Origin of the sequence: Arthrobacter sp. Hiyo1 (assembly GCF_001263615.2) — a bacterium.
Classification (GTDB): Bacteria; Actinomycetota; Actinomycetes; order Actinomycetales; family Micrococcaceae; genus Arthrobacter.
This window is the reverse complement of the sequence record NZ_DF952496.1, coordinates 1-2,889: the sequence shown is the minus strand read 5'-3', so window position 1 is coordinate 2,889 and position 2,889 is coordinate 1. Positions and strand designations below refer to the sequence as shown.

General features: G+C 65.6%; 4 protein-coding genes and 1 pseudogene. 3 read left to right on the top strand and 2 right to left on the bottom strand.

Annotation, left to right across the window (positions count from 1 at the left end):
• On the bottom strand, positions 1–218 hold a 218-nt coding region (locus tag AHiyo1_RS23945; RefSeq protein WP_113990766.1), incomplete at its 3' end, for an SDR family oxidoreductase.
• Positions 219–240: 22 nt separating this feature from the next.
• Complete coding sequence (locus tag AHiyo1_RS23940; RefSeq protein WP_059390280.1) at positions 241–876, bottom strand: dihydrofolate reductase family protein; 636 nt, start codon at positions 874–876, stop codon at positions 241–243.
• A 252-nt stretch (positions 877–1,128) separates the two neighbouring features.
• Here AHiyo1_RS23940 and AHiyo1_RS23935 point away from each other — a divergent pair, with 252 nt between their 5' ends.
• From AHiyo1_RS23935 to AHiyo1_RS25280, 3 genes and pseudogenes are all read left to right on the top strand, one after another.
• Complete coding sequence (locus tag AHiyo1_RS23935) at positions 1,129–1,557, top strand: hypothetical protein (RefSeq protein ID WP_059390279.1); 429 nt, start codon at positions 1,129–1,131, stop codon at positions 1,555–1,557.
• Positions 1,558–1,608: 51 nt separating this feature from the next.
• Positions 1,609–2,055: pseudogene (locus tag AHiyo1_RS25285) on the top strand (dihydrofolate reductase family protein); the annotation flags it as partial.
• 174 nt (positions 2,056–2,229) lie between these two features.
• Positions 2,230–2,889, top strand: a 660-nt coding sequence (locus AHiyo1_RS25280) for a DNA polymerase IV (RefSeq protein WP_172465750.1), incomplete at its 3' end; no start/stop codon positions are given.

Genomic DNA, 2,889 nt, shown 5'->3' with positions numbered 1-2,889 from the left:
TGCGCGCCTGCGCAATGCACCACCGTCCGGACACCGCTCAAGGCGGCTTCGACTCCCTCGCCGGTGTCGAGGTCACACTTAACGAATTCGATGTCCTGCTCCGGTGGAGGGGCATGACGGCCTGCCACGCGTGCGGCATGGCCCCGGTCCCGAAGCCGCGAAACCACGAGCCGCCCGAGGGTGCCGGTGCCGCCCGTTACCAACATCGTCGAGTTCATGACCGATTCCCTTCGGATTGGCTCACGCCGGACCGCTGCCCGGCGGACCGCTGAGGACGGTGGGGACGTATTCGAGCAGCTGGAGCCGGCCATCGAAGGTCCTGCTTTCCACCATCTCGAGCTTGACGTCGGGATAGCCGTCGTAGATCCGTTCCCGACCGGTGCTGCCCGTGATCACCGGGAAAACGACCACCCGGAACCTGTCCACGAGTCCGGCGGTCAGCAAGGACCGGCACAGGCTCAGGCTTCCGAGGGTGCTTAAGGGCGCGGTCCGGGTCCGTTTCATCTCCGCCACGGCCTGGACCGCGTCCCCGGTGACGAGTTCCGAGTTCGGCCACGTGAGGGGAGCGTGGAGCGTGGAGGAGAAAACGACCTTCGGTACCGCAGCAAGGCCGGTCAGGGCGGCCCCCTCATCCTCCGAGAATCCCGGGCCTTGGGCCTCGGCCTCCTCCGACATCCTGGACATCAGCCGGTAGGTGTTCGCCCCGAGAAGGAAGGTGTGGCCCTTCTCCCCCTCTTCAGCGAGCCATGCCAGATATTCCGGCCCCTCCAGACCCCACCAGCCGGGCCATCCCTCGGCAGATGCATATCCGTCCAGGGATATGATCAGGTCGACCATAAGGTCCGCTGATGACGCGTCCGCAGTTGTCCCGCCCATGACCGTCTCCCCGAAGTCGACCGATGTCAGTGTCCGCCCGGCCTCTCGGCCAAGGACAGCCGGGTCCGGTGGCCGCAATGCTAGCCCTCGAGCGACCGGACGTTCAAGGGTCCGCGGGCACGAGCAACTTCAGATGAACGTCCAAGCGGCCCACCGCCCGCGGGAATCATGCGGGGTTCCCGTCCGTTCTCTCCGTTGATGACCTGCTTTCACAGGCGGGAACAGACACGACAGGAAGTTTGGGGACAGACCATGACGTTGAACGAAACGATTGCCCGTCTCCGGGCCGGGCACCTCATGGTCCGCGACGCCCGGGAATGGGACGAGCTTTCCATGGACCTGGGGCGCGCTTACGAAAGCAACGACGACGAACTCATTGAACAGTTGCAGCCACAGTTCCTCCAGTCATGGAGGACAGTCACACGATACGTCCTCCGCGACACCTTCGACGCGGCGGGAATCGCAGTGACGGACCCCAGCCATCCTTGGGGAATCGCACGGCTGACCGCGAAGGGAACCAGTTGCGAACCCCTCCTCTGCCACACCGACGAAGCAGGCAACGAAAGGGCAGAGCCCGGCACTGAAGGCGGACCCAGGCTTCTCACTTTCGCGGACGCAATGACCAACTATGTCGACTGCCTGTCGCGCCTGTTCGACGAGCTGGACACGGCGAATAGCTAGCTTTTACACAGGCTCTTGCCAACTCGGCCGCGCCCGCCGAAAAATGGGCGTGTGGGAATCATCGTGGTCGACCTGTTCAGCACCCTTGACGGGGTTTACCAGGCGCCCGGCGGGCCCGACGAGGATCGCGAGGGCGGCTTCGAGTTCGGCGGCTGGCAGGCACCATACTTCGACAAGGAATCCGGTGAGGCGATCACCGCGGGAATCGAACGCCTCGACGCGCTTCTCCTCGGCCGGAAGACGTACGACATTTTCGCCGGTTTCTGGCCCACCGCACCGGCCGATGACCCGATTGCTGCCCGGTTCAACGCTGTGCCGAAATATGTCGCATCACATACCCTGAGCGACCCCGCTTGGGCCGGGACCACGGTGCTGACGGATGTCGCCTCCGAGGCCCGCGAAATCCGCGAACGGCACGCCGAGACCCACGTCATCGGCAGCGGCGACCTCTTCCAGTCCCTCCTCACCGAGAACCTCGTTGACCGGCTGAATCTCTGGCTGTACCCGGTGACTTTCGGTACAGGCAAGAAGATCTTCCGGGACGGTACCGTTCCAGCCGCCTTCACGGTCACGCAGCCGCCTCAGGCCTTCCCGAAGCGCAATCTGGCTCGTCTACGAGCGCGCCGGAGATGTGGTGACGGGCATCGACATCGAGGCGGAGCGCACGCAGCCATGACAGCTGGTGGCGTGGGCGGAATCCCGTGGGTGCTGCACGTTGATCTCGACCAGTTCATCGCAGCGGTCGAAGTGCTCCGACGGCCGGAACTTGCGGGCAAGCCGATCATTGTCGGCGGTCGGGGCGACCCCACGGAACGGGCCGTTGTGTCGACCGCGTCCTACGAGGCCAGGGCGTTTGGCGTGGGTTCCGGCATGCCCTTGCGCATTGCGGCCCGGAAAGTGCCCGACGCCGTGATCCTGCCCGTCGATCAGGAGGCCTATCTCGCGGCGTCCGAAACGGTGATGGCTACCCTCCGCGCGCAGCCCGGGGCCACGGTGCAGGTGCTGGGTTGGGATGAAGCCTTTGTGGGCGTCGAGACGGAGGATCCTGAAGCCTACGCCCGGCAGGTGCAGGCCGCCGTCCTGGAGCGCACACGGCTGCATTGCAGCGTGGGCATCGGCGATACCCTGGTCCGGGCCAAGGTCGCCACCGGTTTCGGCAAGCCAGCCGGCGTCTTCCGGCTCACCGCCGGGAACTGGCTCGATGTCATGGGCCGCCGGCCCACCAAGGAACTGTGGGGCGTCGGGACCAGGGTGTCTGCCCGGCTGGCCAAGCTCGGCATCGACACAGTGGCCGAACTCGCCGCGTCCAATCCCCAGGACCTCGGTCCCGGA

Excerpts from the sequence above, each read along its gene's own strand:
- AHiyo1_RS23935 (WP_059390279.1), top strand. The coding sequence starts at position 1,129 with ATGACGTTGAACGAAACGATTGCCCGTCTCCGGGCCGGGCACCTCATG.
- AHiyo1_RS23940 (WP_059390280.1), bottom strand. The coding sequence starts at position 876 with ATGGGCGGGACAACTGCGGACGCGTCATCAGCGGACCTTATGGTCGAC.